Here is a 24,125-nt window from a genome sequence, read left to right as displayed (position 1 = left end):
CGGCAGGCCGGAGGAACCCCTCCCCGCACCACCTTGAGTGGAATAGACTCAACTTTATGCACGTTGCCCAAGTCACTGTGGCCGACGGCTGACGCAAGGAGGGAATCGCGAACGTGGACGCCGAGCTGACCAACAGGAGCCGGGACGCGATCAACGCGGCCAGCAACCGGGCCGTGTCCGAGGGACACCCCGACTTCACCCCCGCCCACCTGCTGCTGGCTCTGCTCCAGGGCCAGGACAACGAGAACATCACGGACCTGCTCGCCTCCGTCGAGGCCGATCAGGCGGCCGTGCGCGCGGGCGCCGAGAAGATCCTCGCCGGTCTGCCCAGCGTGACCGGCTCCACCGTCTCGCCGCCCCAGCCCAACCGCGAGCTGCTGAGCGTCGTCGCCGAGGCCCAGGCCAAGGCGAAGGAGCTGGGCGACGAGTACGTCTCCACCGAGCACCTCCTGATCGGGATCGCGGAGAAGGGCGGCCAGGCCGGGGACGTACTCTCCCGGCAGGGGGCGAACGCCAGGAAGTTGCAGGAGGCGTTCCAGAAGGCAAGGGGAGGACGCCGGGTGACCACCGCCGATCCGGAGGGCCAGTACAAGGCCCTGGAGAAGTTCGGGACCGACTTCACCGCCGCCGCGCGGGAGGGCAAGCTCGATCCCGTCATCGGCCGGGACCAGGAGATCCGGCGGGTCGTCCAGGTGCTCAGCCGCAGGACCAAGAACAACCCGGTGCTGATCGGCGAGCCCGGCGTCGGCAAGACCGCCGTCGTCGAGGGGCTCGCCCAGCGGATCGTCAAGGGCGACGTGCCCGAGTCGCTGAAGGACAAGCGGCTCGTCTCGCTCGACCTGGGCGCGATGGTCGCCGGGGCGAAGTACCGGGGCGAGTTCGAGGAGCGTCTGAAGACGGTCCTCGCGGAGATCAAGGACTCCGACGGGCAGATCATCACCTTCATCGACGAGCTGCACACCGTCGTCGGCGCGGGCGCCGGCGGGGACTCCGCGATGGACGCCGGCAACATGCTGAAGCCGATGCTGGCCCGTGGTGAGCTGCGCATGGTCGGTGCCACCACCCTCGACGAGTACCGGGAGCGGATCGAGAAGGACCCCGCCCTGGAACGCCGCTTCCAGCAGGTGCTGGTCGCCGAGCCGACCGTCGAGGACACCATCGCGATCCTCCGCGGACTCAAGGGCCGCTACGAGGCCCACCACAAGGTGGTCATCGCGGACGCGGCGCTGGTCGCCGCCGCCACCCTCTCCGACCGCTACATCACCTCCCGCTTCCTGCCCGACAAGGCCATCGACCTCGTCGACGAGTCCGCCTCCCGGCTCCGCATGGAGATCGACTCCTCACCCGTCGAGATCGACGAGCTCCAGCGGTCCGTGGACCGGCTGCGCATGGAGGAGATGGCCCTCGACAAGGAGACCGACGCCGCCTCCCGCGAGCGCCTGGAGCGGCTGCGCCGCGACCTCGCCGACAAGGAGGAGGAGCTGCGCGGCCTCACCGCCCGCTGGGAGAAGGAGAAGCAGTCCCTCAACGCCGTCGGTGAACTGAAGGAGAAACTGGACGAGTTGCGCGGCCAGGCCGAACGCGCCCAGCGCGACGGCGACTTCGACACCGCCTCCAAGCTCCTCTACGGCGAGATCCCCACGCTGGAGCGGGCGTTGGAGGAGGCGTCCGAGGCCGAGGAGGAGGCCGCCGCGTCCAAGAACACCATGGTCAAGGACGAGGTCGGCGCCGACGACATCGCGGACGTCGTCGCCTCCTGGACCGGCATCCCGGCGGGCCGGCTGCTGGAGGGCGAGACCCAGAAGCTGCTGCGCATGGAGGACGAGCTGGGCCGCCGCCTCATCGGCCAGACCGAGGCCGTGCGGGCGGTGTCCGACGCCGTGCGCCGCAGCCGGGCCGGTATCGCCGACCCGGACCGCCCGACCGGCTCCTTCGTCTTCCTGGGCCCCACGGGCGTCGGCAAGACGGAACTCGCCAAGGCCCTCGCCGACTTCCTCTTCGACGACGAGCGGGCCATGATCCGCATCGACATGTCGGAGTACAGCGAGAAGCACAGCGTGGCCCGGCTGGTCGGCGCGCCCCCCGGCTACATCGGCTACGAGGAGGGCGGCCAGCTGACGGAGTCCGTCCGCCGCCGCCCGTACTCCGTGGTCCTGCTCGACGAGGTGGAGAAGGCCCACCCGGAGGTCTTCGACATCCTCCTCCAGGTGCTGGACGACGGCCGCCTCACCGACGGGCAGGGCCGCACGGTCGACTTCCGCAACACCATCCTGATCCTCACCTCGAACCTGGGCAGCCAGTACCTGGTCGACCCCGTCACCACCGAGGTGGTGAAGAAGCAGCAGGTCATGGACGTGGTGCGGGCCTCCTTCAAGCCGGAGTTCCTCAACCGCCTGGACGATCTGGTCGTCTTCTCCGCCCTGGACAAGGCGGAGCTGGAGCGCATCGCGAAGCTCCAGATCGACCGCCTCGCCAAGCGGCTCGCCGAGCGCCGCCTCACCCTGGAGATCACCCCGGAGGCCCTGGCCTGGCTCGCCGACGAGGGCAACGATCCGGCCTACGGCGCCCGCCCCCTGCGCCGCCTCGTCCAGACCGCCATCGGCGACCGCCTCGCGAAGGAGATCCTCTCCGGCGAGATCAAGGACGGCGACACGGTCCGGGTGGACACGTTCGGCGAGGGAGAGGGCCTGATCGTGGGGCCGGCCACGGGCGGGCCGACCGCCTCCGAAACGGACGGCACGACTTCCCCTTCGACATCCCCGTCGATGGAGAAGAACCCATGACCGGGGGTACCCGAAAGGTTCCCGGCCACGCTCGTAGCTGAATCCCCTCCCGGATCCGGCCAAGGGCGACGAACCACGCGGGGCGGGGGTTGCCACTCCCGCCCCCGCATGGGGGAGGATGGCGGAATCCGTACGAAGGGAAAATCACGGTGAGCATCGACCCGTCCTCGATTCCGAACTTCGGGGGCCAGCCCGAGCCGCAGCCCGGCCCGCCGCCCGGCCCCGTGGTCCCGGATCAGGACCTCGTGAAGCAGCTCCTGGACCAGATGGAGCTGAAGTACGTCGTCGACGACGAGGGTGACCTCGCGGCGCCGTGGGAGGAATTCCGTACGTACTTCATGTTCCGTGGCGAGGGTGACCAGCAGGTCTTCTCGGTGCGCACGTTCTACGACCGCCCGCACCAGATCGACGAGAAGCCGGCCCTGCTGGAGAGCATCGACGACTGGAACCGCCGCACCCTGTGGCCCAAGGTGTACAGCCACACCCACGACGACGGCACGGTCCGTCTCATCGGTGAGGCCCAGCTCCTGATCGGCACCGGCGTCAGCCTGGAGCACTTCGTCTCGTCGACGGTGAGCTGGGTGCGCGCGGCCATCGAGTTCGACAAGTGGCTCGTCGAGCAGCTCGGCCTGGCCGAGGACGTCGACGAGGCCGAGAAGCCCAAGGACGACGAGGGCGACCAGGGCGACGCGTAACCGCCCCGCGCCTCTCCGCGGCCACCGGCGGCCGGCGATCATCGGCCCGGGGTGAGGGAAGGCCTGGCCCACGACGGCCGGAACCGCCCCGCAGACAGACCCGCAGACAGACCTACGAGAGCCCGGCCGAAGCGCCCGCCACCACGGCGGCGCGCTCCGGCCGGGCTCTCGTCGTCCGGGCCGAGGGTGCTGCGACGCGGGGTGGCGCGGGAACCGGGCCCCGGCCGGCGTCCGTCTTCCGGGCTCACCGGGCCCTTGTCCCCGAGGGTCCGGCGGGCCGCTGACCTCCTGAAAGAACCGGGGGAAAGAACTACCCGCCCACCCACCCTCCCCGGCCGCGAGGGGCGCGTCACCCGTACGGGTGACCGGCTTGCAGGTGCGGGATGCGGGCGGTTACGTTCGCCGCGACAACCGCACAAAGACTTCGGCCCCCGGCCGGGACTGGCATCCCGAACGAGGGCCTGACCGATCAGGAAGAACCGCTTCCCGATGGCTGATTCGCAGTCTAACGCGCCCCTGCGCGCCGACGCCGGACCTGCACCGACTTCCGGCGTGATCCACGTACGCACCCGCCTCACGGCCGACTTCACCGTGCTCTCCAACGCCCTCGCCCAGCGGCGCGGCAGCGCGGTCACGATCGGCGTCGCGGCGTACATCTCCTCCCTGCCGGACGGCACGTGCGTGAGCATCGCCGCCCTGTGCGCGCACTTCGACGAGGGCGAGATCCTCGTCTCGCGAGCGCTGAGGGAACTGGAAGCGGCCGGATACCTGGAACGCCGCCGCGAGCGGACGCCCACCGGCCAGGTCCGCACCCGGACGTACTTCTACGACGTACCCGGCGGCGAACCGGGCCCGGCCCCGGACGGACCTCCCCGGCCGCCCGGACCTCGTCGCCCCCGTAAGCAGACCACTGCTGCCGTACCCGCGACCGGGGCCGGGCGGGACACGACGGAGACGCCCTCACCGGCGGAGGGGAAGACGGAGGAGACAGCCGAGCCGGAACCGGCATCGGAGGCCGAGGTCGAGGCCGTGGCCGTGGCCGAGGTACCGGTCACGCTCGCCCACTCCGACCCCCGAGCCGTCGCCGTGCTCGCCGGGCTCCGCCGGGTCGATCCCCGCCTCGTCCTGTCCGAGCGGGAAGCCGCCCGCCTCGCCCCGGCCGTCACCCGATGGCTCGGCGCAGGCCTGCTGCCCACCCAGATCACCGACCACCTCACCGCACGACTCCCGGCGGACCTCCTCGTCCGCCCGGTCGGCATCCTCGCCTACCGCCTCAAGGAGACACCCCTGACCGCCCCGGAGACGGGTAGCCCCGAGACCCCGGAGCGACCGACGGTCCTGAGAATGCGGAACTGCGACGGCTGCGACCGCGGCTTCCGCTCCGCCGGACACAGCCACTGCCGGGACTGCCGGACCGGGGACCGACTCCCCGCTACCGGCTGAGCAGGTCGCGCATGGCCAGCATGTCCGCGCAGGGCACCGTCCGCCGTATCCTGACCGCACGAGGGAAGGAGCCGTCCATGAGCGTCGACGCGATCGTGCACACCGAGTTCCCCAAGGGATACACGGTCCTGTTCGGAGCTGACGGAAAGGTGATCATGACTCCGCAGAGCTTCGAGCACTCCAGCACGATCAAGTCGATGCAGTACGACACGATCGTGTCCCTCGGACGCCATGCGAAGACCGCCTCCGACGTCTACATCGACTTCCCCGCCGACGAGAACTCCGCCCCGGATCTCGTGATCCTTCGCGAGGACGCCCGCCGGGAAGGCAAGCGCTACGGCTTCGAGGACGTCCTGCTGATCTCCGAGGTCGTCTCGACCTCCTCCGCGCGCAAGGACTACGACGACTGCACGGCCAAGTACGGTCGCTACAGCATCCCGATCTATATGGTCGTCGACCCGTACGCCCAGGAAGTCGTCCTCCACACCCAGCCGACCGCCACGGGTTACATCGCGGCACACACCCACAAGTACGGCACGGGCAAGCTCCCCATCCCCTTGGCTGACGGCCGCACCTTCACCCTCGACCTCGACGAGCTCCCGCGCCCGGAGTGATCGGCGACCGGAGGAGCCGTACGACGGTGGTCAGCGCGCGAATGCCGAGCTGAGCCGTTTCGCGGCCTCCCCCAGCACCTCCGTGCGCTTGCAGAACGCGAAGCGGACGTAGGGTGCCCCCGTCTCCTTGTGGTCGTAGAAGACCGCGTTCGGGATGGCCACCACTCCCGCCCGCTCGGGCAGGGCGCGGCAGAAGGCGAAGCCGTCGGTCTCGCCCAGGGGGCGGATGTCGGTGGTGATGAAATACGTGCCCGCCGTGCGGAAGACCCCGAAGCCGGCGTCCTTCAGGCCCGTCGCCAGCAGGTCCCGCTTGGCCAGCATGTCCGCGCGGAACGCCTCGAAGTAGCTGTCCGGCAGCGCGAGGGCCTCGGCGACGGCGTACTGGAACGGGCCCGAGGCCACATAGGTGAGGTACTGCTTCGCCGAGCGCACCGCCGTCACCAGCGCGGGCGCGGCCGTCACCCAGCCCACCTTCCACCCGGTGAACGAGAACGTCTTGCCCGCCGAACCGATGGTGACCGTCCGCTCCCGCATCCCCGGGAACGACGCCAGCGGCAGATGCTCGGCGTCGTCGAAGACCAGGTGTTCGTAGACCTCGTCCGTCACCACCAGCAGGTCCCGCTCCACCGCCAGCTCGGCGATCGCCGTCAGCTCCTGGCGGGTGAGGACCGTCCCGGTCGGGTTGTGCGGCGTGTTGATCAGCAGCAGCCGCGTGCGGTCGGTGACCGCGTCCCGCAACTCGTCCAGGTCCAGCCGGAACCGCCGCTCCCCGCCCGCGTCGCCCGAACCCTCGGACGGCCCTTCGGACGGCCCTTCGGACGGTCGCAGCGTCACCGGTACGCGCGTGCCGCCCGCCATCGCGATGCAGGCCGCGTACGAGTCGTAGTACGGCTCCAGGGCCACCACCTCGTCGCCCGGCTCCAGCAGCCCCAGCAGGGCGGCCGCGATGGCCTCCGTGGCACCGGCGGTGACCAGCACCTCGGTGTCCGGGTCGAACGTCAGTCCGTACCGTCGCCGCTGGTGCTCGACGATCGCGGCACGCAGCTCGGGCACACCGGGACCCGGCGGGTACTGGTTGCCCCGGCCGTCCCGCAGCGCCCGTACGGCCGCCTCGCGGATCTCCTCGGGGCCGTCCGTGTCCGGGAAGCCCTGCCCGAGGTTGATCGATCCGGTCTGCAGGGCGAGCGCCGACATCTCGGCGAAGATCGTCGTCCCGAACTCGGCGAGCCGCCGGTTGAGCGGAGGACGAGCGGCGCGGGCGGGGCTTGAGCTGGAGGTCATGGGCGTCATCCTGCGCCGAAGCTCCGGAGTTCCTCAACCCGCGTTCGGAGTGTGGCGGCCGAGGCGCCGCCCCACGCGCCGCCCGGCCGGGAACCCCGGCCGGGCGGCGTGCTCCCCGACGTCAGGCGGGCGGACCGTCGAAGGAGGACCACTCGGACCAGGCGTCGTCGGGGTGGGTGCTCACCTTCCACGAGGACACCGAACCGTTGTCGGTGCCGACCACGATCTGCGGGCGGCCGTCCGTCAGGGTGGCCACACCCACACTGCGCGCCGATCCCGGCAGACCGTTGAACTTCGTCCAGTCGGCCCAGGCCGCGCTGGCGTCCGTGGCCACCTTCCAGGTGCTCCACAGCTCGCCGCCCTCGGACACGGCGAAGATCTGCGGCCGTTCGTCCGTGAGCGGGGCCGCGGCGAGCGACACCACGCGGCCGTGGTCGAAGTCGAACTGTTGCCAGTCGGTCCAGCCGGCGTCCGGGTGCTCGCTGACCTTCCATCGGGTGAACAACCCGTGGTCGCTCCCCGCGAACACCTGCGGACGACCGTCCGTGAGCCGCGCCGATGCCATGCTTCGAACAGACATATGATCCGTCTCCTTCTTCAACGCCCGGACAGGCGTTCTCGTCCCTCCCCTCGGCTCCAGCGTTCGTGCGGCCCCGAGGAACCGCAAGTCGGGTGCTCGGCGACGGACGCCGGCCTGAATATCCGCGCAGGTCAGGAGGTGTTCCCGGTGAGAACCCTCTGAAGTTGCTCAACTTCGCTTTGACCGGTGAGACGCGAGGGCATCCCCCCGTCACGCACGGCCCACGGGGGGTCTGCACGGGGGAACGAAAGGCGGGTGTCGTAATGGACGTCCTCTTCATCTGCTTCATGGGCGCGGTCGCCCTGTTCGGTGTGGTGTCGTCGCTCGGCCGAGGTTCGCGGCGCAGCCGCCGGCGCAGCTGGTGGGCGGACGGCGGGTCGTCCCACGGGTCGTCAGGCGGGGGCGGCGGCTGGTTCTCCTGCGGTGGTGGCTCGTCGTGCGGCGGCGGGTCCTCCTGCGGTGGGGGAGGCGGCGGGGGCGGCGGTTGCGGGGGCGGCAGCTGAGCAGGTCCGCCCGCGGACGAAGCTCTGGACTTGCTCAACTCGGCTTTGAGTGGCCGTCGGCGGGGGCATCCCCGCCACACGCAAGTGAGCGAGGCGCCCACGGGGGGTCGCTTCGGGGACACGGGCATGGAAGAGGGGAGGGTGGGCCATGGCGGAAGTCGGTTCCATCCTGGTGGTCAGCGCCATCGGTCTGGCCATCGTCATCGGGGTCGTCAGGAACGCCAGGCGACGCGCCCGCCGCGGCAGCTGGTGGGCGGGCGGGGGCTCGTCCGGAGGCTCGTCCGGGGGTTCGTCGTGCGGCGGCGGCTCGTCGTGCGGAGGCGGGTCCTCCTGCGGCGGCGGCTGCGGCGGCGGCAGCTGACGACGCTTCACAGACCTGCTCGACTCGGTTCGAGCGGTCACCCGCGGGGGGCACCCCCGCGACACGCACATGAACGAGGCACCCACGGGGGGTCGCTTCGGGGGACCAAGAACAAGAGGGGAGGGGTGACGCCATGAACGCGATCGCGGTGATCGGCATCATTCTGGCGGTGGTCTTCGTGGGGACGGTGGCCATTGTCGCCGCCAACAACCGCAGGAGGAGGCACGCGGCGCGGCGCCGTCCGTCGGCGGCCCGGGGCGGCAGCGCGTACCGCGGCAGCCGGAGCGACAGCGCTTCCCACAGCAGCGGCTCCGACAACAGCTGGTGGGTGCTCGGGGCGGCGACCGTCGGCGACTCGGGATCGTCGCACTCCTCGTCGCACGACGACCGCGGTTCGTCGTCCGGCGGCGGTGGCTCGTCCTGCGGCAGCAGCGGGTCCTCCTGCGGCAGCAGCAGTGGATCCTCGTGCGGAAGCAGTAGTGGCTCGTCCTGCGGTGGCGGGTCCTCCTGCGGTGGCGGGGGCGGATGCGGTGGAGGCAGCTGACACGGGGCAGCCGAGCTCCACGACACGAGCGCCCGCCGGGACGAACCTCCCGGCGGGCGCTCGCGTGTGTAGCTCCGTCAGGACGGGGCAGGCGCACCGGTGTGGTGCCGCTTCACGCCTGAGTACGCCGGGTGGGACCGGTTGTCCGGCGGGCGCTCCCGGGAGTTCGCGCGCCCGGCTCGGTGGGCGCGCGGGGAGCGTGTCGACCGATGGGGCGCACGCCTGGTTGAACAGTTGAGCTGGGCAGCCCTCGGGGGGATGGAAAGCACGTCAAGTTGGGTAAAAACGCTGTGGTTACGCCACAGTTCATGATTCCCTATAAATCGCCAACGCAGCCCCCGGACGTCCCTCCCGGCAGGCCTGACCTGGCTGACCGGACCGACCGGGACGTCGTCCTCGCCCGACCTGTCCGACCGGGCCACAGCTCCCGGTGCCGACCGGGTGCGCCGGACCCACCCCTCTTCTCTTTCTCTTTGCGTCGCTGCGGAGCCGACCCATGCTCACGACCCTGAACACCGCCTACACCGACACGCGCGCGGCAGACCTCGCCTGGGCGCTGGGACGCGAGCCGCTGCCCGCGCTCGCCACGCTAGACCTGGAACTCACCGGGGCGAAGCTGCAGTTGAGGCTGCTCGGCGCGTCCCACCAGGTACTCCTGGAGGAGGAGCGGGGGAGCCACTGTTCGGAGACGGTCGCGTGCATCCCGGGATCCAGCACACCGCTGCCGCTCGGTGTGGCCAAACGTGTGGGCGACTGGGAGTACGAATTCGCCGCCCGGGTCGAGGTCCTGTCGCCGGGGTCCTTCGCGGGGCGCGCGCAGGAACTGCTGGCGCTCGTCTCCGACCATCCGCACGGGCTGGCCGGTGTCTTCCCCGGCAGCCCGCACGCCTTCACGGCGATGCTCGCGCAGCGGTACGACGGACAAGTGCACTGGCGTACCTGGCACGCGTATCCCCAGGACGGGCAACTGGTGGCCACGAGAACGAGGGTGGGGGTGCGGGTGCCTGCGGCGCTGTGACGGGTGCGTGATAGCTCGGGGTTCGGGTGCGTCGGCGGGCGCGGGCGCGGGCGCGTGGGGCAGCGGGCCGCCCGGCGCGCCCTGACCACCCTGGGCGAGCAGTACGACAACGCCTCCGGCCCGGGCCGGAGGCTGCTGGTGGCCTGCCTGCGCCAGGGGCTGCGGCGGGCCCGCGACCACCAGCTCGACCTCGACTGGCTCACCCCGGCGGCCTGGGCCTACATCGGTGACTTCGTGTACGGCCGCCGACGCGCTGGTCGAACTCCTCGGCGCCCTCGCCCGCCGCCGGCACGAACATCGCTCCCGCACCACCGCCCGGCTCACCACGGTCGTCGACAGCTGCCTGCTGCCCGACGACCTCCAGCATGGCCCTCTACTACCGGGCCGAGGCCCACCGCGACCTCGGCCACAGCGCCGCCTCCCGGGCCGGCATGCAGACCGTCGCCGACGGCCCCACCCGCCTTGCTCCCGCCGCCCGCCGCGGCCCGGCCCACCGCCCTGGCGACCGCCCGCACCATGGGCTGGGAAGGCCGTCATCACCGCGTCGAAGGCGACATCTGCCGGCCCCACGGCGACATGCACCGCGCCGCCACCGCATACGCCTCTGCCCGCGACGAAGCCGAGCACCACGGGATCGCCGGCGAACGCGCCACCAGCCAGACACAACGTGCCTTCGTCCTCGCCTTCACCCCAGCACGTGGACCGGCTCGCCGGTCCACCGGTGCGGTGGTCGCGATGACGGCGCCGTCGGGGCGGTCCGGGGTGGCTGTGCCGCGTACTGGCTGTGCGCCGCGGCCCAGGTCGCCTGCCGTGTGATGTCCAGGGCGGCCAGGCCTGCTCCGGCCAGAGAAGGAGGGGCCGGACGCGCACTGACATGCCAGGGCCAGGCCCGGCCGGCTCTGGACCAGTTGCACCACCCCGCCACGGTTGCCGAGCCGGGGCCGGACCGGGCGACGGACGACCTTGACCGAATCAGGGCCAGGTCAAGGCCGCCACTCTCCAGACCTCAGGCCGCACGCCCATCACGGTGGGCCGGCGCCGTCGCGAGGGCGTCCAGCCTGTGGTTGCCACGCAGTATTTGCTGCTCCAGCCGTTTCAGCCGGTCGCTCGGGTCTATCCCTAGCTCCTTGACAAGCATCCGCCGCACCCTTGAGTACGCGGCGAGGGCGTCCGCCTGGCGTCCCGTCCGGTGCAGGGCGACGATCAGCAACTCCCACAGCCGTTCGCGGAACGGGTGCCGACTGGTGAGGGTGGCCAGCTCCGGCACGAGAGCGTCAGCCTGCCCCAGGTCGAGCCGCGCCTGAGCGGCGCGTTCCACGGCGAGCATCCTCAGTTCCTTGATGCGTTCCAGCTCGGCGCGGACGGACAGCGTCACGGGGAGCCCGTCGAGCGGGTTGCCGCGCCAGAGGCCCAGAGCGGACTGGAGGCTCCGCGCAGCCTGTTCGATCTGCCCCGTCGCCATCGCCAGCTCGCCCTGTCGTAATCGGTCCATGAACAGGGAGAGATCTAGCTCGGACGTCTCGACGCGCAGCAGGTACCCGCCTGTAAGCGTGGTCAGTCGCTTACTTGGCTGTAAACGGTCCCCGTTTTCCTCGCCGTCGTCAAGTGATCGGCGCAACGCACTGATATATCCTCGGACATTGACAGGCGCCGAGGGCGGAGGCTCCTCGTACCACACGGCTTCCAACAGGTGGGGAAACGTCACCAGATGATTCGCATTCATCAGGAGCGTGGCCATTACCATGCGTTGTCGCGGACCGCCGAGTTTCACAGAAACTCCATCGTCCGAAACCGCCTCTAGTGGCCCGAGGATGCCGAATCTCATCGCAGTCTCCCTTGATCTTCTCCTCATAGGGATGCCGCTTCACATCGGCACCCGGAAAAATGTTTCCACACCCCTTCTTGATTTAAACAATCACGATCTCGTGCCGAGAGATTCCAAAAAAGGACCTATGTGCTCTTTCGAGCGCTGGGCGGAGAAAGGCACGCCGAAAAGGCCCTCCGGATACAGCCCGATTCCATCGGGCCTTACCATGGAATCGGACCGTATGAAAGGTAGTGAGTAATTCGGCGATGGCGCGGTCGGGCGGTCGGAGCGCCTGCGGTTCTTATCGGCGGTCAGTTGGGGAGCCGGCGGCCGGACGGGGTCCGTTTGCCGCTCCCCCCTCCACCGGTGGGCACCTTTCCACATCGTCCGGCCTCACCGTCCCGTCTGGCTCCGTCCCGGCGAAGTGCTTCACTGTTCCCGCAGCGTCGGCTGTGGAACGGCGCGCCAGCTTCAGGCTGGCCAGCGCCAGCAGCACCAGGATGCCGACGCCGCACAGCGCCGCTGCGTGCATGCCACTGGTGAAGGCGGACCGAGCGGTCGCGAGCAGTTCGTCGCCGACCCCGTCCGGCAGGCGGCCGGCGGCCTCGGTGGCGCCTGTCAGCGTGGACTGGGCGAGATCGGCCAGCTCCGGTCGGACGCCATCGGGCAGGGCGTCGCCGGCCATCCGCGCTCCGTAAAATGCGGTCGCCACCGAGCCGAACGCTGCCACCCCCAGTGCGTTGCCGAGTTCGGCGCCCGTCTCCCCGACTCCCGAGGCGTTGCCCGCGCGCTCCGGCGGTGCGCTGCTGATGATCATGTCGTTGGTGAGGGCGAGCGCCGCCTGAACACCGAGGGAAAGGACGGCGAAGCCGATGGTGGTGAGCGCGAAGCCGGAGACGGAGCCCGCCAGGCTGATCAGTACGAGCCCCGGCACGGCGATCGCGAAGCCACCCGCCATGACTCGGCCGGGATGCAGCCTGGCGGCGACGGCCGGTGCGAGGATGGTGCCCACGATCCCCGCCACCATCGCGGGCAGCGCCCACAGGCCGGCGGTGAGTGGAGAAAGCCCCAGGACGAGCTGGAAGTACTGGAGGACGAGGAACTGCGTCCCGGTGACGACAAAGAGGCCCATCGTCTGGCCACCCAGCGCCACCGAGAATCCGGGACGGCTGAAGAGCCGCAGATCGAGTATGGGGCTGGTGATCCGCAACTGGCGGCGTACGAAGGCGACCGCGAAGCCCAGTCCGAGGGCGACGGTCAGCAGCGACGTCGCCCGGACGCCGTCCTGGGCCACTTGCTTGAAGCCGTAGACCACCGGCAGCACTGTCACGATGGACAGGACGACGCTGAGCGGGTCCAACCGACCCGGCTGGGGGTCGCGGTACTCGGGCAGCAGCACCGGGCCGACGATCAGCAGGATCACCCCGACCGGCACTCCTACCAGAAACACCGAACCCCACCAGAAGTGCTCCAGCAGCACGCCGCCGACCAGGGGGCCGATCATCCCGCCCACGCTGAAGTTGGTCATCCACACAGCGATGGCGAACCGTCGCTGGTTCGGGTCATGGAACATATTGCTGATCAGCGACAGAGTGGACGGCATGAGGGTCGCGCCGGCGATGCCGAGAAGAGCGCGCGCCACGATGAGCATCGCCACTCCGGTCGCGTAGGCGGCGAGCAACGACGCGGCGGCGAACGCTGCGGCGCCGATGAGCAGCAGTTTCCGCCGACCGATCCGGTCCCCGACGGTACCCATGGTGGCGAGGAACGAAGCGACCAGGAACCCGTAGATGTCGACGATCCAGAGCAACTGCGCGCCGCTCGGTCTCAGACTCTCGCTGAGCTTGGCGGTCGCCAAGTGCAGCACGGTCATGTCGAGACCGATCAGGATGGTCGGCAGTGCGAGGACGGCTAGCCCCGTCCACTCCCGTCGGCCCGCCCGCACTGGTTCGTTGATACTCACGAAACTATCGGCCTCTCCCCGTTCACGCGGCTGCCTCAGGGCGTCGTATTTTGATCAACTCCCGGGCAATCTTAGGTGCGTTGAACCGTCAACTGAGTAGGGCTGGTGAGGATCCGGCCACCGGCCGCCGCATCGGCCGCGGAAGTGTCTGGTCACCGGGTCAACGCTCGTCGACCCAGCTCAGAAGGTGGCGAGTTCCTGCATATGCGTGCTGAGAACCGTACGCACAGCGAGGGTGAGCGGGCGTTTCAGAGCTTCCTCCGGTGCGAGCCAGACGGCGGTGACGCCCTCCGGGCCGAGGCGCACCGCGGCCCCGCCGCCGTCCCCCGCCTCACCGTGGTAGACCTGCCACAGGTGGGCGTCGGCGCCCCGCCGGCACCCATCGCCCGGAATCGGGGTCCGGCCGAGGAACTGCAGCCCGTGCGCGGCCAGTCCGGTCTCCTCCTCCAGCTCACGCGCCGCAGCCAGGTGCGGCGCCTCGCCCCGTTCCACGTGCCCGGCCGGGATTGTCAGGCCGAAAGGGAACGCCGTCCGATCGAAGAAGAGGAAGCGTCCGCACGCGTCCCGCACGAAGACGCCCGCCGTCTCATGCCAGTACTCGCCGTCCTCGTCCGTCCACCAGGTGATCGCCGGGTCGAGCACCAGCGCTCGGTCCTGCACCGCTCCGCAGGCACCGCACACACAGTGCCGCCGACCGTCCTCGGTGCGCCACTTCACCGCGTCCTCGTGGCACCGGAGGCAGTAATGGTGCACGGCCCCGTCGGTCAGTGCCGTCGGTGGCAGGAAGTCGAGCCGCATCGCCTCTCCTCGCGCAGTCTCCAGCAGGGACGGACGCCGCACCCGGCCGCGCGGCAGACAGCCCCATGGCTTGTCTGCCGCGCGGTGTCCGTGGCGGGGACAGGTCGTCAGACGTCCAGTCCGTAGCGGGTGAACAGTTCCTTCTGACCGGTGACGTAAGAGGTGTCGGTGATCACGGTCTGGTCGGACGGCCCGCGGCTGCACATGCACATGTGCCGTCCGTTGGAGACGACCCTCGCGGCGCGAGCCCCCCCGGAACTCATGATCTCCTCGGCGATGTCCTTCACCAGGTGTTCCTGGATCTGGAATCGCTTGCTGTATGCCTGCACCAGCCTCGGGAACTTACCGAGGCCGAGAATTCGGTCGCCGGGGACGTACGAGATGGCGATCTTCCCGAAGAACGGCAGGAAATGGTGGGCGCAGATGGAGAAGTAGTTGATGTCGTGCACCCGGACCACGCCGGCGTGCTCGCCGTCGACTTCGACGGTGGTCTTGAGGATCTTCGATGTGTCGATGTCGTAACCGCTGAGCAGCTCACGGTAGGCGCGGACGATGCGGGGCTCGCACTCCTCCTCCTGGTACCAGTCCAGGGCTCGCTTGTCGGTCGTCACGTTCTCTTCGAGCCACTGGGCGATGCTGGTGGTCATGCTGGGCCTCCTGCTGGGGGATCGACGCGGCTGTCGGTTTCTCCGGCCGGTTCCGGCGGTTCATGGAGTGCACGTGTCAGTCGGCGGTGCTCACTTCGCGTCGGCGGGCGGCCACTTCTCCGGCGGAGCCTGGCCGAGGAATTCGATGACCACGTTCCGGTAGAAATGGTCACCCCGGTTCACCAGCCGGTGCGGCTTTCCACGCCGGCGGTGCACCACGTCGCCGATGAAGTCGTCCTGGTCCTCTATGTCGCCGTCCTCGTACTCCAGTCGCACCTGACCGGGGTGATCGACGACGAACACGTAGTCCCAGGGATGTTCGTGCCATTCGCTGGCTTCACCCGGCTGTAGTTCCAGTAGCCACACCCGGGTGCTCTCGTCCTCGAACAGAAGTTTCGTTCCCGCCGTTCCGTAATGCCGGCCGGGCGTTTTACCGCGTAGCTCATCAGGTATTTCCGTGTTGCCGTGCTGCGTGCTCTGGCCGTGGGCCATTCCGATTTTTCCTCCTTGGGGAAGGCAGCATTCCGATGTGCCTCCGACATGTTGCCCCACTGATGTATAAACCCTGTACAGTCTATGTATATTTACGCGGAGACTGCGGTATGCGGCGTTTCCGATGAGGGTAGATTCGACCGAGCACTCCGAAGTCGACCGATCCTGGAAGAGGGAGACGTGAAGATGACGAGGCACACCCGGAAGCCTGATTTAGAGGGTAGGAGCAAGAAACTCTGGATGAACGGCGACGGTACCTGCGATATCGAACTCATACCGAGCCTGCGCAGCTTCACGTACGACCGGGACGCCCTGATGCCACAGACCGCGGCACTCCGCCTCGACTTCTACGAGGCGGCGGCCGAGCGCCTCGCCGGCAAGGGCGTACGCACGGTCTTCAGGAAACGACTCGACGCCATCTCCTACAGGGCGGACTACGTGCAGGCGCCGCCGTTCGAGGTCATCGTGAAGAACCTCGCCACCGGGTCCACCGTGCGCAAGTACCCGGGGCTCTTCCCCGAGGGCCACCGGTTCCGCCCCCCGGTGGTGAAGTTCGACTACCGGATCGATCCCGAGGACCAGCCGATCGGCGAGGACTACCTCCGCGCGGCGGGCGTGGACGTCACGTCCTTCCGCGACTGCGCGCTCCAGTGCAACGACGCACTGCGGACCTGGTTGGCGCCGCTGGACCTATGGGACTTCTGTCTGGTCGTGGGGGTCGGCGAGGGCGGTGAGCCCGTCGTCAATTCCGAGGTGTCGCCGGACTGCATGCGGCTGCGCGACGAGGTCGGCAATCCGCTGGACAAGGACCTGTTCCGGCAGGGCGCTGACGAAGCCACACTTGTGCGGGCTTGGACGGACCTGGTGCGCAGGATGCGGGGATGAGCGCGGCCGCGGACGACACCTGCGCGACGAGTGAACCTCCCCGGCCTCCTCGCACTGACCCTCCCGTCGTGCTGTTGACCGGGGCCACCCGCGGCACCGGCCGGGCGGTGGCCGAGGGGTTGCATGCCGCCGGCTGGCGGGTTCATGCCCTTTCTCGGACACCCGTGCGACTGCCCTGGCTGCACGAAGTCGCCTGCGACCTCCGATACCCCGAGCAGGTCGGCCCAGCCGTCGACCGGGTCGCCACGGCCGCCGGCGGCCTGGACGCGGTGGTGACCGGCGGAGTCGTACGCGCCTTCGGGGACGTCGCCGCGCTCCCCCTCGACGACTGGCGGGAAGCGGTCGACGTCAATCTGACCTCGGTGCTGGCACTGGTGCAGTCGGCTCTGCCACACCTGCGCCGCGGCGGGGGCCGGATCGTCCTGATGGGCAGCCACGCGGGCAGCCGCTTCTTCGAGGGCGGGGCCGCCTACTGCATGACGAAGGCATCGCTGAAGGCGCTCGCCGAGGTGCTGCTGCTGGAGGAACGGGTGCACGGCGTCCGCACCACCCTGCTCAGTCCTGGTGCCATCGCCAATCTGCCCGGTGACGACTCCCCGACGAAGATGGCCACCTCGTCGGTGGCACAGGCCGTGCGCTGGACACTGGAGGCGCCGGACGACACCGTCGTCGGCGAGCTCGAACTCCGGCCCGCCCGCCTCCCCGCCCACCAGGCGGTGTCGGGTCTGGACCGACTCCAGGCCGTATGACAGCGCAGGTCACCCCATCACGCGGCACGGCACACCTTACGAAGCCGCGCCGCATCGCGCCGCGTACGAGGCGCACGGCCCTGCCGTCAGTCGTGGGACGTTCCGCACACTTCGGCGTGGCGAAGGAGAGGCATGACCGAGCAGACGAATCAGTTGAACGCGGTCGCCGGCACCGTCGACGTGAGTTGGGACCTGGGAGTCGGGCTGGTCTCCGCCGTCGGTGACATGCCCGACGCGCCGTTCTCGGCAGGAGACGGAGTACAGATCCGCTTCTTCTCCCGCCTGTGGATCTCCCTGGACACCAGCGGACGCCCGGTGGCCCTGGACGTCTTCGATGTCCCCTCGGTGCTGGTGGGTGTGATCCCGCTGGCCCGGCGCGACAAGGAAGGCGCGTCCGCCGCACCGCTGGGCACGATCCCCTGGCTCCTCGACACCGACAGCAACTGGGTGTGGATCATGCTGATCGCGGCGCCCGCGCGCCAACGCCTCGTCCGCGAGGGCTGGGTCGAGATGTGGCTGTACCAGGACCGGCTGGTGCGCCTCAAGGTGCGGGCGCCGGTCGCCGGTACCCCCACCTCAGCCAGGCGGGCCACGCTGTGAACGCGCCGGACCGAATCCGTCTGGTCTGCACTGATCTCGACGGCACCCTGCTCAACGAGAGTGGCGCCGTCGGACCGTTGACCCACGACGCGCTCACCAGAGCGGCGCGTGGCAACGTGCCGGTGGTATGTGTGACCGGCCGTCCGCTGCGCGACGCGCTTTCCGTCTGCCGCGATATCAGCATGGACGGCCTGGTGGTGTGCAGCAACGGAGCCGTCGTGGCGGAGGTCGCGACCGGGAAGCCGCTGCGGTGCCGTGGCTTCTCCCGTCACCGGGCCCGCACGGTCCTCGCCCGGATGCGCGCCCGGCTGCCCGGGGTGGTGCTTGGCGTGGACACCCTGCGCGGACTGTTCCTGGAACGCGGGTTCGAGGAACTGGTCCCGGACTGCTGGCAGCACGTGTGTGTCCCGGACGCCGCCGAGGTGCTGATCCGGGGCGACGGAGTGGTCAAGATTCTTGCCGTGCACCCCGACCGGCCGGGGCCGTCGCTCGCGCGTCCGCTGGTCCGCCCTGGCGACGGCGTCCTCGCGACCTGCTCCACGCCGTACTTCCTGGAAATAGCGCCGACCGGCGTGGACAAGGGGGCTGCCCTGCGCTGGCTGGCCGACCACCACGCGATACGGGTTACCGCCGTCGCCGCAGTCGGCGACATGCCCAACGACCTGCCGATGCTGCGCGCGGCCGGCCTCGCCGCCGCAGTCGCCAACGCTCACCCGTCCGTACGTCAGTGCGCCGACCTGATCCTCCCCAGCAACGAGGAGGAGGGGGTGGCCGACCTGCTGTCGATGGTCCTGTCGGCACAGAAGGAGGAGGCCACGTGAGGCGGCGGGGAGGAGGGGATCGCCGCGAGGGGCACGGATCCGGCGCGGTGGCGGCCCGCCGTGGGGAGGCCGGGGCGGGCGACTACGCGGTCTGGGCTGACGCAATGACGACGGAGACGGATCTGATGGCGACCGAGGCCGCCGTCGCCTGGTGACCAGGACGGCAAGAGCGGAGTGACGGAAGATCGTCACGCTCCGTTCTGTGGGAGCCCGGGGGTGCGATTCACCGAGCTGGCAGTGACGTGATGGCAAGGCTCGCGCCTGCCAGCTCTCGCCGGGCTCCAGACGCTCCATGCGAGGCCGTGGCAGCGTCGGTTGCAAGGAGCGCCGGTAATGGTCGGCCAGGGTGGGCGTCTTGTGCGCGCTGAAGCCGTTCCGTGGCGCCCCGGGCGCATGGCCGGGGGTTCGCCACGGCGGGACTGTCAGCTCGGGGTGGCTACTTGCCCTCCTCGGCCAGCCGCGCTATTTGCCCGGCCAGCTGTCGCGAGGCTTCCTCCTGCTGCAAGGCCGCCTGCCGCAGGGCCTCCATCACCTCGGGTGACGTCTGCTCGGACACGGCTCTCTCCTTCCTCGGGCGGTGCGTTGCTGTTGCCGGGTGGTGATCAGTGGGGCAGGTTGCGGCGGCCGGAGTCGTACATCCGCCGGACCGATGACTGCTTTTCGGGGTCGTCGAGGATCGCTGAGGCGATTACGCACCCGGCCAAGCGCCGCAGACCACCCGTGTGGGTGACACAACGCAGCGTGACCGTGACGGTAGCGTGCCAGGAGTGATCGAGCCGCACGCCCCCGCACCCCCCGGCGCCCCTCCCCCCTGGCGAGGCCCCGGCGGTCCCAGCGGCCATGGCGGCCCCGGCGCCCACGCGTGGCTCCCGGTCCGCCCGGGCATCGGCCGGTTCCTCGTCCTCGCCGGCGTGTTCGTCTGTGCCGCCTGCGGACTCGTGTACGAACTCGAACTCGTCGCCCTCGCCTCGTACTTGATCGGCGACTCCGTCACCCAGGCCTCCGTGGTCCTCTCGGTCATGGTCTTCGCCATGGGCATCGGCTCCCTTGCCGCCAAGCGTCTCCGTCCCCGCGCGGCCCTAGGTTTCGGCGCCATCGAGGCCGCCCTCGCCCTGGTCGGCGGATGCAGCGCCCTCGCGCTGTACGCGGCGTTCGCCTGGACCGGCGACTGGGGCGGCATGTGGGCCGGCGGTTCCCGGTATCTCCTCGTCGCCTTCTCCCTGGCCATCGGCCTGCTCATCGGCGCCGAGGTCCCGCTGCTGATGGAGCTGATCCAGCGCATCCGCCGCCAGGACGCGGGCGGCGCGGTCGCCGACCTCTTCGCGGCCGACTACGTGGGCGCGCTCGTCGGCGGCCTCGCCTTCCCCTTCCTCCTGCTGCCCTGGCTCGGCCAGCTGACCGGCGCCCTGCTCACCGGCACGGTCAACGCCCTGGTCGGCGGCGCGCTCGTGCTCGGCCTGTTCCACCGCGACCTCAGCCGCCGCGCCCGCTGGCTCCTGCTCGTCACCAACCTCGCCGTCCTCGGTCTCCTCGCCACCGCCGCCGTGCACGTCGACGACTTCGAGCGCGCCGCCCGGCGCGCGGTGTACGGCAAGGACGTACGGGTCGCGTTGCAGACCGGCCGGCAGGAGGTCGTCCTCACCGGCGGCCGGGACGGCCGCCCGCTCTCCCTCTACCTCGACGGCCGGCTCCGGATCAGCGGCACCGACGAGCGGCGCTACCACCGGGCGCTCGTCCACCCCGCCATGGCCGCCGGACCGCACGCCCGCGTCCTCGTCCTCGGCGGGGGTGACGGCCTCGCCGCCCGCGAAGTGCTCCGCCACGACGGCGTACGCCACGTGGACATCGTCGAGATCGATCCGGGCGTGGTGCGCCTGGCCCGCACCGACCCGGCGCTCTCCGCGCTCAACCGGCACGCCTACGCCGACGACCGGGTCCACGTCCACACGGAGGACTCCTTCGGCTGGCTGCGCGGCGCCCGGCCGACCGAGCGGTACGACGTCGTCGTCTCGGACCTCCCCGATCCCGGGATCACCGCGAGCACGAAGCTGTACTCGCAGGAGTTCTACGGGCTGGCCCGCGAGGTCCTGGCGGCCGACGGGCGCATGGTGGTGCACGCCGGGCCGGTGGCCTCCCGCCAGCAGGTGTTCTGGACGGTCGACGCGACCGTCCGCGCCGCCGGGCTGCGCACCACGCCCTACGGCGTCACCGCCGCCGACCCCGGTTTCGTCACCGGCCCCGACCGCACGGCCCACACCTCCCGCACGCCCCACGACTGGGGCTTCGTCCTGGCGACCCGCCTCGACGACGGCCGGCGCCCACGCCTCGCCCTCGGCACCGGGATCACCCGGCTCGCCGCCGCCGACGGGGTGCGGGACCTGCCCCCGTCGACGCTGGTGCACCCGAGGTACACGGGCTGAGCGGTGGCCGGGTGCGTGTCACGTAGGTGATGGGGTGGGGCGTGTGGGGGTGTGTGGGGCCGCGTGGGCGGAACACGAGCAATAACGCGTATGTACGGGTGCGGTGCGGGGCCTCGTGGGTAGGCTCGACTGCCATGGAGCATGAGGTGTTCGTTCCGGTTCCCGTCGGCCGCCTCCGGGAGGCGCTGTCCGACCCCGAGCGGGTGGCCCGAGCGGTCCCCGGGCTCCAGCAGGACGCGGGCACGCCGCCGGTCGCGGGGCGCCTGAAGGTACGGGTCGCGGGGCACACCATCACCTATCGCGGCACCCTGCGCGTGAGCCCCCAGGACGACGGCTCCTACGTCGTGGAGGGGGACGCGGCCGAGGTCCGGGGCTCCGGCACGGTGAAACTCACGCTCACCCTCCGTCTGGTCCCGACCGCCGAGGGCACCACCCTGACCTGCTCCGCGAGCGCCACCGCCACCGGCCGCATCACCGACCTCCCACCCGACCCGGTGACCTCGGCGGCCACCCGCCTGCTGGAGAGGTTCGCGGAGAACCTGGCGGCCCGCCCGGAACCCGAGCCGCACGAAGGCACCACCGAGCGCAACGAGCGGGACAGGCCCCCGGCCGCCGCCCCGGAGAACGAGCCCCCGGCTTCGACCGAGGAGGCCCCGTCGCCTTCGGCCGAGGCGGAGAACCCCTCGCCTTCGGCCGAGGAGGAGCCCCAGGCCGCTGCCGAGGCGGAACCCCAGGTCTCCGACGAGGGCGAGTCCCGGACCGCCGCCGACGAGGAACCCCCGGCTGCCGCCGAGGACGAGTCGTCCGCCTCCGTCTTCGAGGCCGACGTCCCGCCGTCGGCACTGGACCCCTTCGGGGAGGGCGGCTTCGTCGCCGGGGACGAACCACCGGCCGAGGCCGCGCACGCACGCCGGACGATGATCGGCCGCAGCGCGGAGGAGGTCGACCACGCCCCACCACGCGGCCGGTACGCCCCGGTCCCGGCCCCCGAAACGGTCTCCGCGAGCGCGACGCTCCGCTGGGCGGCCCCGGCGGCGGCCCTGGCCGTGGCCTCGGCCATCATCGTGAGCCGGGCCTTGCGCAAACGCCGCTGAACGCCTGGGCCGGCGGCCACGCCGAGCACCACGCGCTCGCTGTCGCCACCGCTGCCTAGGTCCCGGCGCCGGGGAGGGCCGCCGCGAGCGCCGTGCTCCGCAGGTAGCTCCGCCGAGGCTTCGGCCCTCGCCGTGAGCTGAGCCGTGTGGGTGCGCCGCTGAGCGGCCGGACCGACGGCCATGCCGACTTCCACGCCTCGCCGCTGGCCCCGCCGCCCCAGGTCCCGGCGCCGGGGAGGGCCGCCGTGAGCGCCGTGCTCCGCAGGTAGCTCCGCCGTCGGCTTCGGCCCTCGCCGTGAGCTGAGCCCTGCGTGTGCGCCGCTGACCCGACGCCCCCCGCAGGCAGCCACACCCGGCACCGCGCCCCCGATCCGGCCCCTCCCGATCCGGCCCCCACTCCACCAGCGCACCCCCACCCCCCCGGCCCCTACGGGCTCCCCCGACCCACCCCCATCCCCTAACTCCCCCGTCCCGTCGACCAGTAGGGTCGAGGGGTGAGTAGTGAAGAGATCACGTTGGCCGCGGGTGACGCGGAGGTCGTGTTGGTGCCGGGGAACGGTGGCCGGGTGGCGGGGCTGCGGGTCGGTGGGGTCGAACTGCTGCGGCAGGGCGAGCGGTTCGGCTGCTTCCCGATGGTGCCGTGGTGCGGACGGATCCGGGAGGGACGCTTCCTCAGCGGTGGCAACGTGCGGCAGATGCCCCTCAACGCCCCGCCCCACGCCATCCACGGCACCACCCGCGAGGGCGCCTGGCGCGTCGCACGCCACGACGCCGGCGAGGCCGTCCTCACGTACGACCTGGTCGACCCCTGGCCCTACCCCGGCCGCGTCACCCAGATGTTCACCCTCACCCCGGACACCCTCACCCTCGCCATGTCCGTGGAGACGTACGACTCCTCCTTCCCGGCGCAGGTCGGCTGGCACCCCTGGTTCAACCGGACCCTCGGGGACGGCGGCGAGGACGTAAGGATCGACTTCCGGCCCGCCTGGCAGGAGGAGCGCGGCGCGGACCACCTGCCCACCGGCAACCGTGTCGACCCCCGCCCCGGCCCCTGGGACGACTGCTTCGGCATGCCCGACGGCGTCGACGTCACCCTCACCTGGCCGGACCGGCTGGAGCTGAAGGTGACCTCGCGGGAGGAGTGGGTCGTCGTCTACGACGAGCAGGCCGAGGCCGTGTGCGTGGAGCCGCAGACCGGGCCGCCCAACGGCCTCAACACCCACCCCCGGCTGGTCACCCCCATCGACCCGCTGGAGGCGACCACCACCTGGACCTGGCGTCGCCTGTAAGCGGACACGCCGGTAAGCGGACATAAGGGCCCCCTTAAGCTGACTGCCATGACTGACGTGGACGTACGTGGATCTCTGCTGCGGCAGATCAAGGACAAGGCCGTGGTGCACGGCAAGGTGACCCTGTCGTCGGGTCTGGAGGCGGACTACTACATCGACCTGCGCCGCGTCACCCTCGACGGCGAGGCCGCCCCGCTGGTCGGACAGGTGCTCCTCGACCTGACCGCCGACCTCGACTTCGACGCGGTCGGCGGTCTCACCATGGGCGCCGACCCGGTCGCCGGCGCGATGCTGCACGCGGCCGCCGCGCGCGGCCGCAGGCTGGACGCGTTCGTCGTGCGCAAGGCGGCCAAGGCGCACGGGATGCAGCGCCGGGTGGAGGGGCCGGACATCAGCGGCCGTCGGGTCCTCGTCGTCGAGGACACCTCCACCACCGGCGGCTCCCCGCTCACCGCCGTCGAGGCCGTCCGCGAGGCGGGCGCCGAGGTCGTCGCCGTCGCCACCATCGTCGACCGCGCCACCGGTGCCGCCGAGAAGATCGAGGCGGGCGCCGGCGTCCCGTACCGGTTCGCGTTCTCGAAGGACGAGTTGGGCCTCGACTGAGGTCCCGGCCGACGTTCGTACGACTGTCGGCACGGTCGAGAACACCAAGGTCAGCGGTTACCGACCAGTTCCGGACACCCTGGCCGGAGCATCGGGTCCCGTCTGGAAGGATGGGGCCGACGATGACGTCGCAAC

The 24,125-nt window shown here is 70.7% G+C and carries 23 protein-coding genes; 16 read left to right on the top strand and 7 right to left on the bottom strand.

What is annotated here, in order from left to right:
* Positions 1-113: 113 nt before the first annotated feature.
* The 4 genes from clpB (at position 114) to HW837_RS01485 (ending at position 5,535) form a co-directional block, all read left to right on the top strand.
* The gene (gene clpB / locus HW837_RS01500) at positions 114-2,783 is read left to right on the top strand and encodes an ATP-dependent chaperone ClpB (RefSeq protein WP_234442555.1); all 2,670 of its coding nucleotides are present in this window, start codon (positions 114-116) and stop codon (positions 2,781-2,783) included.
* A 149-nt stretch (positions 2,784-2,932) separates the two neighbouring features.
* On the top strand, positions 2,933-3,478 hold the full coding sequence (locus HW837_RS01495) for a YbjN domain-containing protein (RefSeq protein ID WP_045558187.1): 546 nt from the start codon (positions 2,933-2,935) through the stop codon (positions 3,476-3,478).
* 489 nt (positions 3,479-3,967) lie between these two features.
* The gene (locus tag HW837_RS01490; protein ID WP_193379497.1) at positions 3,968-4,921 is read left to right on the top strand and encodes a hypothetical protein; all 954 of its coding nucleotides are present in this window, start codon (positions 3,968-3,970) and stop codon (positions 4,919-4,921) included.
* Between the two features lie 77 nt (positions 4,922-4,998).
* On the top strand, positions 4,999-5,535 hold the full coding sequence (locus HW837_RS01485; protein WP_193379498.1) for a Uma2 family endonuclease: 537 nt from the start codon (positions 4,999-5,001) through the stop codon (positions 5,533-5,535).
* Positions 5,536-5,565: 30 nt separating this feature from the next.
* Here HW837_RS01485 and HW837_RS01480 read toward each other — a convergent pair whose 3' ends face one another.
* A complete protein-coding gene (locus HW837_RS01480; RefSeq protein ID WP_193379499.1) occupies positions 5,566-6,825 on the bottom strand; it encodes a pyridoxal phosphate-dependent aminotransferase in 1,260 nt (419 codons plus the stop codon).
* Between the two features lie 112 nt (positions 6,826-6,937).
* Positions 6,938-7,396, bottom strand: coding sequence for a DUF8189 domain-containing protein (locus HW837_RS01475; RefSeq protein WP_143110805.1), 459 nt, complete (start codon positions 7,394-7,396; stop codon positions 6,938-6,940).
* A 651-nt stretch (positions 7,397-8,047) separates the two neighbouring features.
* On the opposite strand from HW837_RS01475, the gene HW837_RS01470 reads away from it, so the two are divergent.
* The 3 genes from HW837_RS01470 to HW837_RS01460 all read left to right on the top strand — a co-directional run bounded on the left by HW837_RS01470 (position 8,048) and on the right by HW837_RS01460 (position 9,822).
* Positions 8,048-8,260, top strand: coding sequence for a hypothetical protein (locus HW837_RS01470; protein ID WP_045558177.1), 213 nt, complete (start codon positions 8,048-8,050; stop codon positions 8,258-8,260).
* Between the two features lie 133 nt (positions 8,261-8,393).
* Positions 8,394-8,804: a hypothetical protein gene (locus HW837_RS48310; RefSeq protein ID WP_078853473.1), complete on the top strand. Its 411-nt coding sequence runs from the start codon at positions 8,394-8,396 to the stop codon at positions 8,802-8,804.
* Between the two features lie 496 nt (positions 8,805-9,300).
* A complete protein-coding gene (locus tag HW837_RS01460; protein WP_045558176.1) occupies positions 9,301-9,822 on the top strand; it encodes a DUF2617 family protein in 522 nt (173 codons plus the stop codon).
* A 1,006-nt stretch (positions 9,823-10,828) separates the two neighbouring features.
* Here HW837_RS01460 and HW837_RS01455 read toward each other — a convergent pair.
* From HW837_RS01455 to HW837_RS01435, 5 genes are all read right to left on the bottom strand, one after another.
* On the bottom strand, positions 10,829-11,647 hold the full coding sequence (locus HW837_RS01455; RefSeq protein ID WP_193379500.1) for an AfsR/SARP family transcriptional regulator: 819 nt from the start codon (positions 11,645-11,647) through the stop codon (positions 10,829-10,831).
* Between the two features lie 283 nt (positions 11,648-11,930).
* Complete coding sequence (locus HW837_RS01450) at positions 11,931-13,592, bottom strand: MFS transporter (protein WP_313895526.1); 1,662 nt, start codon at positions 13,590-13,592, stop codon at positions 11,931-11,933.
* Positions 13,593-13,772: 180 nt separating this feature from the next.
* A complete protein-coding gene (locus tag HW837_RS01445) occupies positions 13,773-14,390 on the bottom strand; it encodes an NUDIX hydrolase (protein WP_193379501.1) in 618 nt (205 codons plus the stop codon).
* A 107-nt stretch (positions 14,391-14,497) separates the two neighbouring features.
* The gene (gene folE, locus HW837_RS01440) at positions 14,498-15,037 is read right to left on the bottom strand and encodes a GTP cyclohydrolase I (protein WP_045558173.1); all 540 of its coding nucleotides are present in this window, start codon (positions 15,035-15,037) and stop codon (positions 14,498-14,500) included.
* 90 nt (positions 15,038-15,127) lie between these two features.
* A complete protein-coding gene (locus HW837_RS01435) occupies positions 15,128-15,529 on the bottom strand; it encodes a cupin domain-containing protein (RefSeq protein WP_143110804.1) in 402 nt (133 codons plus the stop codon).
* A gap of 186 nt (positions 15,530-15,715) precedes the next feature.
* Here HW837_RS01435 and HW837_RS01430 point away from each other — a divergent pair, with 186 nt between their 5' ends.
* The 9 genes from HW837_RS01430 (at position 15,716) to pyrE (ending at position 23,990) form a co-directional block, all read left to right on the top strand.
* Positions 15,716-16,414 carry a phosphoribosylaminoimidazolesuccinocarboxamide synthase gene (locus HW837_RS01430; RefSeq protein ID WP_193379502.1) on the top strand — a complete coding sequence of 233 codons (699 nt, stop codon included), beginning with the start codon at positions 15,716-15,718 and terminating at the stop codon, positions 16,412-16,414.
* 68 nt (positions 16,415-16,482) lie between these two features.
* Positions 16,483-17,163 carry an SDR family NAD(P)-dependent oxidoreductase gene (locus tag HW837_RS01425; protein WP_234442552.1) on the top strand — a complete coding sequence of 227 codons (681 nt, stop codon included), beginning with the start codon at positions 16,483-16,485 and terminating at the stop codon, positions 17,161-17,163.
* Between the two features lie 132 nt (positions 17,164-17,295).
* The gene (locus HW837_RS01420) at positions 17,296-17,763 is read left to right on the top strand and encodes a hypothetical protein (protein ID WP_045558171.1); all 468 of its coding nucleotides are present in this window, start codon (positions 17,296-17,298) and stop codon (positions 17,761-17,763) included.
* Positions 17,760-18,584, top strand: coding sequence for an HAD family hydrolase (locus HW837_RS01415; RefSeq protein WP_177262164.1), 825 nt, complete (start codon positions 17,760-17,762; stop codon positions 18,582-18,584). Before HW837_RS01420 ends, HW837_RS01415 begins: the two co-directional genes overlap by 4 nt.
* Complete coding sequence (locus HW837_RS01410) at positions 18,581-18,739, top strand: hypothetical protein (protein WP_159062547.1); 159 nt, start codon at positions 18,581-18,583, stop codon at positions 18,737-18,739. Before HW837_RS01415 ends, HW837_RS01410 begins: the two co-directional genes overlap by 4 nt.
* A gap of 612 nt (positions 18,740-19,351) precedes the next feature.
* A complete protein-coding gene (locus tag HW837_RS01405; RefSeq protein WP_193379503.1) occupies positions 19,352-21,004 on the top strand; it encodes a polyamine aminopropyltransferase in 1,653 nt (550 codons plus the stop codon).
* Positions 21,005-21,138: 134 nt separating this feature from the next.
* Complete coding sequence (locus tag HW837_RS01400; protein WP_193379504.1) at positions 21,139-22,098, top strand: SRPBCC family protein; 960 nt, start codon at positions 21,139-21,141, stop codon at positions 22,096-22,098.
* Positions 22,099-22,592: 494 nt separating this feature from the next.
* Positions 22,593-23,387, top strand: coding sequence for an aldose epimerase family protein (locus HW837_RS01395; RefSeq protein ID WP_093792765.1), 795 nt, complete (start codon positions 22,593-22,595; stop codon positions 23,385-23,387).
* A gap of 48 nt (positions 23,388-23,435) precedes the next feature.
* Entirely contained in the window at positions 23,436-23,990 is a 555-nt protein-coding gene (gene pyrE / locus HW837_RS01390; RefSeq protein WP_045558166.1) for an orotate phosphoribosyltransferase, read from the top strand.
* Positions 23,991-24,125 lie beyond the last annotated feature (135 nt).

It is taken from the genome of Streptomyces caniscabiei, from assembly GCF_014930365.1.
GTDB lineage: Bacteria > Actinomycetota > Actinomycetes > Streptomycetales > Streptomycetaceae > Streptomyces > Streptomyces caniscabiei.
The sequence above is the reverse complement of the archived record's forward strand: the minus strand, read 5'-3'. Positions and strand labels throughout refer to the sequence as shown.

What these genes read in the sequence shown, in the direction of transcription:
- HW837_RS01490 (WP_193379497.1), top strand. Translation starts at nt 3,968, where the DNA reads ATGGCTGATTCGCAGTCTAACGCGCCCCTGCGCGCCGACGCCGGACCT.
- HW837_RS01485 (WP_193379498.1), top strand. Translation starts at nt 4,999, where the DNA reads ATGAGCGTCGACGCGATCGTGCACACCGAGTTCCCCAAGGGATACACG.
- HW837_RS01480 (WP_193379499.1), bottom strand. Translation starts at nt 6,825, where the DNA reads ATGACGCCCATGACCTCCAGCTCAAGCCCCGCCCGCGCCGCTCGTCCT.
- HW837_RS01475 (WP_143110805.1), bottom strand. Translation starts at nt 7,396, where the DNA reads ATGTCTGTTCGAAGCATGGCATCGGCGCGGCTCACGGACGGTCGTCCG.
- HW837_RS01470 (WP_045558177.1), top strand. Translation starts at nt 8,048, where the DNA reads ATGGCGGAAGTCGGTTCCATCCTGGTGGTCAGCGCCATCGGTCTGGCC.
- HW837_RS48310 (WP_078853473.1), top strand. Translation starts at nt 8,394, where the DNA reads ATGAACGCGATCGCGGTGATCGGCATCATTCTGGCGGTGGTCTTCGTG.
- HW837_RS01460 (WP_045558176.1), top strand. Translation starts at nt 9,301, where the DNA reads ATGCTCACGACCCTGAACACCGCCTACACCGACACGCGCGCGGCAGAC.
- HW837_RS01455 (WP_193379500.1), bottom strand. Translation starts at nt 11,647, where the DNA reads ATGAGATTCGGCATCCTCGGGCCACTAGAGGCGGTTTCGGACGATGGA.
- HW837_RS01445 (WP_193379501.1), bottom strand. Translation starts at nt 14,390, where the DNA reads ATGCGGCTCGACTTCCTGCCACCGACGGCACTGACCGACGGGGCCGTG.
- folE (WP_045558173.1), bottom strand. Translation starts at nt 15,037, where the DNA reads ATGACCACCAGCATCGCCCAGTGGCTCGAAGAGAACGTGACGACCGAC.
- HW837_RS01435 (WP_143110804.1), bottom strand. Translation starts at nt 15,529, where the DNA reads ATGGCCCACGGCCAGAGCACGCAGCACGGCAACACGGAAATACCTGAT.
- HW837_RS01430 (WP_193379502.1), top strand. Translation starts at nt 15,716, where the DNA reads ATGACGAGGCACACCCGGAAGCCTGATTTAGAGGGTAGGAGCAAGAAA.
- HW837_RS01420 (WP_045558171.1), top strand. Translation starts at nt 17,296, where the DNA reads ATGACCGAGCAGACGAATCAGTTGAACGCGGTCGCCGGCACCGTCGAC.
- HW837_RS01400 (WP_193379504.1), top strand. Translation starts at nt 21,139, where the DNA reads ATGGAGCATGAGGTGTTCGTTCCGGTTCCCGTCGGCCGCCTCCGGGAG.
- pyrE (WP_045558166.1), top strand. Translation starts at nt 23,436, where the DNA reads ATGACTGACGTGGACGTACGTGGATCTCTGCTGCGGCAGATCAAGGAC.